This window comes from Nioella aestuarii (assembly GCF_050896395.1).
GTDB classification, from domain to species: domain Bacteria; phylum Pseudomonadota; class Alphaproteobacteria; order Rhodobacterales; family Rhodobacteraceae; genus Nioella; species Nioella aestuarii.
This window is the reverse complement of record NZ_JBPBBA010000018.1, coordinates 64,392-71,607: the sequence shown is the minus strand read 5'-3', so window position 1 is coordinate 71,607 and position 7,216 is coordinate 64,392. Positions and strand designations below refer to the sequence as shown.

The window sequence follows — 7,216 nt, the reverse complement described above, 5'->3', positions numbered from 1 at the left end:
TAAACTCAATCAAGGATGAGCCAGAGCCTCCAAAACAAAACCCGCTCTGATGTCCCAAATTATCTGACGACGGACAGACAATATCGGCATTGCTGGAATTGGTGTTCTCGGGTGCCGAGCTGATGGTGATCGGGGTGCCTGAACTGATCACCGACCCGTCATTCATCATGTAGCGCAACGCATAGTGATACGTGCCGCCAATTGGCTGCTTGTAGTAGCTGTTGAACTGTACCGGCACGCCCTCGGCATTGCCATTCTCCAGCAGATCCTTGGTCTGCACGATTGCGGTCTGGCCGAAGGGCGGGGTGAAGAACAGGTCGATGACAACGCGGTCAACGTCCTTTGGATCGTCGCCGAACGGCACACCCTGTCCGATGAAAGTTACCTGCCGCGTTCCAAAGTCACTCGGTGCAATGTTGACCACGGTGTCGCTGGTCGAGATCTCTGTCGAGTTGTAGACGGTGCCGTCAGAGTAACGGATCGAGAAGCTGAATTTGAAACTCGAGATGAACTCACCGCTTTGTGTGAACGCGCCCGGCGCTTCGTAGGTCAGGGTCGACTTGTCCCCATCGGCCGGAATCAGTTCGAATGTATTGTCGGTCTGGCGGGTCGGATAGACGACTGTCACGGTCACGCGTTCCGCAATGGCCAGTCCGGTTTCAGATGACGTCAGCTGACCGACAAGCGAAAAGATCACGGACAGTTTGCGATTGTCCACTTGCTTCAGAACCTTGTTGTCCCACGTCGCAATGTCAAAGACGGGAATAGCGCTGCTGACGGGGGTCGACCAATCCACAACCGTGTCCTCGGTGTAGCTTTTGGTAAACGACGTCGTTGCAGAAACCGGGTTGTTGCCTGGCGCCGTTGCCATGGCCGCCGCCGCTGCCACCGTACTGGAAACCTGCTCTTCCAACGTGGTCCAGGCCCAATCACGAACGCGCTGTTCCAGTTCTGGGGTTCCGCCTGCCCCGATTTCAACATGGACATCGCCGGCACCCGATTGTTGCAGGACTTGTTTGACTTCCTCCAGAACCTGTTTTTGACGGCCCCAAGTGTCCCGTTCCGTGCGATATCTTTCTTCGTAGCTGATTGCAGCCTGAGAGTTGTAGGTCACGGTTGCCGTGGCGCCGAGCAGCTTGGTCAGCACCTGCATGTCATATTCGATGCTGAAAGGAGAGTTCCCACCGCCCTGCGACAGCGCGGTTTTGAATTCGTTCAACTCTTCCGCCGACTCGAGCTCGACCTGGAAGGACACCACGTTGGTGCCATAAAGCGAAGGCTCCGCAACCAAGATTTCGGGCGCACCGAGGCGTAGGAAATGAAAATATGCGTTGCCACCGACCCAGGTGAAGCCGCCCCAGTTTACGGATTTTCCAAGCTCTGCTTCCAGGGCCAGCTTGGCCTCTTCTGGCTGAACCAAATCAGCCTCAAACGTGCATGCCCCTGAAACGCCGCCGCCGTTGGCTGTGTATTCGACAACAGAAAAGACCGGATCTCCGCCCAGTGTTCGAATGCGGGGCGCGGGCACCAGATACCAAGTGTCGGGATCATCGTGATCCTGATAGGCATAAGTAACCTGCCCATCTCCATACACAACTTCGCGCGCGGTAGTGATATCGAACATGACCGTCCCTTTCAAAAAATGGGGATTAGAATCTATGGAAAGATTTTGTTTCGACTCCATAATCTTATCGGTGAAAAATATTGCAACAATAATTTTTTAACAGTTTTAGAACATGGTTCTTGTTGAGAATCGGAATGTTATGTATCCATGTCTAGTTCGTGGTTAATGGAGGGTGCAATTATATAAGAATATCAACGGAGCATATGGAAATATATTGCGATGTTCATTAATTTTGGCGCGCGATATTTTCTGGTGCAATCTTGCGGACTGCTTTCTGAGAGGGTGGACTAAGTATCGGGAAATAATCGATTTTTGCGGGAGTTTTTCCCTGTTGGGCCTGTTCTGGTTTCTATTTCCTTTGGGGCGCATGATATGATCATCGCATTCAAATGAATGACGATGTAAAGTTTTTCCATTCCCTGGGCCTGTGGTTTTCCCTTGGGCATCACGTCTGGAAAATCGTCTGGTGGCATATGCCTCAGCGCTGGTCAGCGCTCAAATTGCGCTGCTGTTTCAATGAAAGGTGCACGGGAAAAACTGCTGACATTTTCTACTGAGCGGTGGCGTGCGCCGCCGCTGCATGTCATGCGACCGCGCATGGGAATCCATGGGATGTAGCTCTTTTTTTATTGGTTACCCCAAGAAGAATCTACCCAAGGACATTCTTTCTGAATGAGAGCCAAATTCACGATCAAGGCAAATAAGGTGCCCGGCTTCGCAAGATATTGAGTACAAGCCCTTTGCCAGGCCCTTCTCTTGAGTTGATGGGCGGCGCTTGCCGCATGATGCCGCCATACGTGTGGCGCATAAGAACGGGTCGCCGCCGCCATCTCTTTGAATGGCAGCCAAGCAGGCGGCAAAGCTTAGGGATCGGTGGATCAGTCCAGTTCGCCCAAGCGCCCATAGAACGTCTGCCGGGCGGATTCGGACAAGGCGATGCCGGGCTCCGAATTATAGGCCAGAACCACCAGAATGCGCTTGGTGTCCCCGACCGTCGGCGTCACCCGATGGATGGAATTGCGGCCCCGGAACAGAACCAGCGTGCCGGGGGCGATGTCCAGCACGTCGGGGCTTGTGCGCCCGTCCAAAAGATCTGCCACACCTTCGAAGTTCATCTCGCCAGCATCCGCGTCGCGTAGATCCTTGACATATTCAAAGGCACCGCCGCCCTGAGGAGATTGCAGCAGCAAGGTGATGGCGAACTCCGAGTTATCGAAATGCCAGTTCAGTTCCTTGCCCTCGGGGGCATAGTGAACGTTGATCGAGGACAGGCTGTCGGCATAGGGAAACAGCCCGTCTTCGCCGACGATCTGCGCAACGAAGGATTTGAATTCCTCCGCGTCATAAAGCTGTCGAAGAGGGGACTCTTCCGGAACCTGGTCAGTTGTGATGCACCCCTTGGACGACTCCACCTGCCGGTTGAAAACGTGATCGGACGGCAGATCCGGGTTGGGCGGCGTCAGGTAAACATTATGGGTAGAGGCGGTGTAATATGCCAGATGCGCGTTTTCCTCGGCCTCTGTCACCAGCTGCGCAACCGTCTCGGGCCGAAGGAAGCCCGGTAATGTCACGGCGCCCTCATCCTTTAAGCGCGCAGCGCATTGGCCGATCAGTTCATCAGAGGTCAGCGGGTAGCGTTCAAGATCGACGATTGCTGCAAGGCTGCTGGTCAACGGCATGGGATGTCCTTCAAATCATGGCAGATAATCCACCACCCTGTCAGGAATGTTAGGATAAAGCCCCATGCCCGTCCAAGGCGAAAATCATCTGCCTATTGGCGCAGCGCATAGGGGCGTTGAGTGGTTAGTCCCACTGGTTGGCGCAGGCTCACGCCGTTGTCGCGGAACGCAACGCTGGTGCGACGATCCTCGAACGGCGACAGGCCAAAGATCGACCTGTAGTGCTTCGACAACTGAGAGGCATTGGCGCAGCCGACCTCAATGGCAATGTCGGTAATAGGCCGGGTCGAAAAACGGACCAGTTGGCGCGCGGCATTCATGCGAAGTGTTCGATAGTAGACCGAGGGGCTTTGCCCCGTCGCACTTTTGAACTGGCGTTCCAGCTGCCGTTGCGAGAGGTGCATCCGCTCGGCGACTTCGGCGATGGTGATCGTGTCCTCGATATGGTCGTTCAGCAGCCCAATGGCTCGGCGCACCGGCTCTGGCACACAATCAACGGTGCTGTCGGCATGCAGCGTGGGTACCCGTTGCTGAACGCCTGTACTCCGGATGATGGGGTGCTGGAACCAGCAGGCCACCTCGGTCGCGACATCCGGCGAAAGGTGGTCCCCGATCAGATGCAGCATCAGGTCAAACGCAGCCGCCGCACCTGCAGCAGTGAAGCGGTTGCGGTCCAGCACGATTACATCATCAGAACGGGCAATGTCAGGGAACTCGGCGCAAAAGGCCGCGCGATAGCACCAGTGGACGCTGGTGGTGTATCCCTCCAGCAGACCGGCGCGGGCCAGAGGAAAAACGCCCCCGCTGATCGCCCCAAGTGATGTTCCGTGCCGGGCGAGATGGCGCATACGGCCATGGCTTGCCGACCTGTTGGTAAAGGCACTGTCCGGGCCGCCGAGTACAAAAAGAAAATCAAGTCCGGTCGCATCGGACAGCGCGACATCCGCGTCGAAGCCGACCCTTGCGCTGGACCTGACCGGCCCGCCGCCTTCCGACAGCAATTTCCAGTCGAACACAGGGCGTTCGATGATCTCGTTTGCCACCCGCAACGGCTCGATTGCGGATGTCAGGCAGGACATCGGAAACCCCGGCAGCAAAAGGAAGCCGAATGTAACGGGTTTTGTGGTGGTCATGTGCCGCGCTCCTCCCAGTCCGCGGATACTAGATATCCAGTGTGTTTTCCTTCTCCCACCGGCTGAAATGGGACACGAAATCATTCCATTCCGCATGTTTCAGCTTCAGGAACGCGGCAGAGAACTCTTCTCCCATGGCCGACTTCAACCCCTTGTCACGGTCATAGGCGCGCAGGGCATCAAGCATGTTCAGCGGCAGTTTCGGCGCACCGCGCACCTTGTGCCCTTCGGCATACATGTCGATGTCGTAGCGCTTGCCGGGATCGGCCTGGTTGCGGATGCCGTCCAGCCCCGCCGCGATGATCACCGCCTGCAGCAGATAGGGGTTTGCCGCCCCGTCGGGCAGGCGCAGCTCGAACCGGCCGGGGCCGGGCACGCGGACCATATGGGTGCGGTTGTTGCCGGTCCAGGTCACGGTATTGGGGGCCCATGTCGCGCCTGACATGGTGCGCGGCGCGTTGATGCGTTTGTAGCTGTTCACCGTCGGATTGGTGATCGCGGCCATGGCAGTGGCATGGCTCATGATGCCGCCCAGAAAGTGCTTGCCTGGTGCAGAAAGACCCATCTCTCCGGTTGGGCCTTCGCCTTCACCTGCAAAGGCATTGGTGCTGGCTGCGTCACCCGGTGCGTCCCAAACCGAGACATGCACATGGCAGCCGTTGCCGGTCAGCCCCTCGACGGGCTTGGGCATGAAGGTGGCGCGCAGCCCGTGTTTCTCGGCGACCGACTTGACCATGAACTTGAAGAAGCTGTGCTTGTCGGCGGTGTTCAGCACATCGTCGAATTCCCAGTTCATCTCGAACTGGCCATTCGCGTCCTCATGATCGTTCTGGTAGGGGCCCCAGCCCAGGTCCAGCATGTAATCGCAGATCTCGCGCACCACGTCGTAGCGGCGCATGACGGCCTGCTGATCGTAGCAGGGCTTGGCGGCGGTGTCGTATTCGTCTGAGATTTGCTCACCATCGGCGGTCAGCAGAAAGAACTCTGCCTCGACCCCGGTCTTCACATGCAGCCCCATCTCGGCGGCTTCGGCAATCAGACGGCGCAGCACATTGCGCGGGGCCTGGGCTACGTCATCACCTTCCATGACGCAGTTTGAGGCGACCCAGGCGACCTCGGGCTTCCAGGGCAGTTGAATGACAGATGCCGGATCGGGAACCGCCAGCATGTCGGGATGGGCGGGCGTCATGTCGAGCCATGTGGCGAAGCCTGCAAATCCGGCCCCGTCCGCCTGCATATCGGCAATCGCTTGAGTGGGCACCAGTTTGGCCCGCTGTCCGCCGAATAGGTCGGTGAAGGAGATCATGAAATATTTGATGCCGCGCTCTGCTGCGTAGGATGCCAGATCAAGTGTCATGTCGTCTTTTCCCGTTTCCCTGTTGCTGTTCGTCGTTGCTAAAATGGCGCGAAGTCAGACCCCGCGCCACCCTGTGTCAATATCCGCTGCCCGGCTTGCCGGGGTACCAGTCGGTGCCCGCCAGGGGCACTTGCGCCATTGCGGCGGCCTCCATCGTCAGGGCGCAGAGATCTTCTGGTTCCAGATTGTGCAGGTGGTTGTGCCCGCAGGCCCGCGCGATGGTCTGTGCCTCCAGAGTCATGACCTTGAGGTAGTTGCGCAACCGGCGCCCCCCTTCGACTGGGTCAAGCCGCGCGGCAAGCACCGGATCCTGCGTGGTGATGCCTGCGGGATCCAGCCCTTCGTGCCAGTCGTCATAGGCCCCTGTGGTGGTGCCGAGTTTCTGATACTCGGCCTCCCATTTCGGGTCATTGTCGCCAAGCGCCACCAGCGCGGCAGTGCCGATTGCCACCGCATCCGCGCCAAGCGCCAGCGCCTTGGCCACATCGGCCCCGGTGCGGATGCCGCCAGAGACCACAAGCTGAACCTCGCGGTGCAACCCCAGATCTTGCAAAGCGCGCACGGCGGGACGGATACAGGCCAGTGTCGGCAGGCCCACATGTTCGATAAACACGTCCTGCGTGGCGGCGGTGCCGCCCTGCATCCCGTCCAGAACCACCACATCGGCCCCTGCCTTTACCGCCAAAGCGGTGTCGAAATAGGGCCGCGTTCCGCCGACCTTCACATAGATCGGCACCCGCCAGCCGGTGATTTCGCGCAGTTCAAGGATCTTGATCTCCAGATCATCCGGCCCGGTCCAGTCGGGGTGACGGCAGGCGGAACGCTGGTCGATCCCCTTGGGCAAGGTCCGCATCTCGGCCACGCGGTCGCTGATCTTTTGGCCCAGCAACATGCCGCCGCCGCCGGGTTTCGCGCCCTGACCCACGACGATTTCGATCGCATCGGCCTTGCGCAGATCATCTGGATTCATGCCGTAGCGCGAGGGCAGGTACTGATAGACCAGTTTGCTGGAATGGCCGCGTTCCTCTGGCGTCATGCCGCCGTCACCGGTGGTGGTGGAGGTGCCAGCCGCACTCGCCCCGCGTCCAAGCGCTTCTTTCGCCTGCGCCGACAGCGCGCCGAAGCTCATGCCTGCGATTGTGATGGGAATGTCCAGCTTGATCGGGTTTTTGGCGAAGCGCGTGCCAAGCGTGACCGAGGTATCACAACGCTCTCGGTAGCCTTCCAGCGGGTAGCGTGACACCGACGCGCCAAGGAACAGCAGGTCATCGAAATGCGGCACTTTCCGTTTTGCGCCACCACCGCGAATGTCATAGATGCCGGTCGCCGCCGCGCGGCGGATCTCGGCATTGATCGGGTTGGAAAACGTCGCCGACTGAATGGGGACGGTGCGGGGGATCTTGTGGTCGTGATCGCTCATGGT

Annotated in this window: 5 protein-coding genes; all 5 read right to left on the bottom strand. The window is 58.5% G+C overall.

Annotated features, from left to right (window positions below):
- On the bottom strand, window positions 1–1,624 hold a 1,624-nt coding region (locus ACROHD_RS11850; RefSeq protein ID WP_432678089.1), incomplete at its 3' end, for a hypothetical protein.
- A gap of 878 nt (window positions 1,625–2,502) precedes the next feature.
- Window positions 2,503–3,303: a HalD/BesD family halogenase gene (locus tag ACROHD_RS11845; RefSeq protein ID WP_432678088.1), complete on the bottom strand. Its 801-nt coding sequence runs from the start codon at window positions 3,301–3,303 to the stop codon at window positions 2,503–2,505.
- Between the two features lie 92 nt (window positions 3,304–3,395).
- On the bottom strand, window positions 3,396–4,436 hold the full coding sequence (locus ACROHD_RS11840) for a GlxA family transcriptional regulator (RefSeq protein ID WP_432678086.1): 1,041 nt from the start codon (window positions 4,434–4,436) through the stop codon (window positions 3,396–3,398).
- Between the two features lie 28 nt (window positions 4,437–4,464).
- Window positions 4,465–5,793, bottom strand: coding sequence for a type III glutamate--ammonia ligase (gene glnT / locus ACROHD_RS11835; RefSeq protein ID WP_432678084.1), 1,329 nt, complete (start codon window positions 5,791–5,793; stop codon window positions 4,465–4,467).
- Window positions 5,794–5,869: 76 nt separating this feature from the next.
- Entirely contained in the window at window positions 5,870–7,213 is a 1,344-nt protein-coding gene (locus tag ACROHD_RS11830) for an FMN-binding glutamate synthase family protein (protein ID WP_432678082.1), read from the bottom strand.
- Window positions 7,214–7,216: the final 3 nt, after the last annotated feature.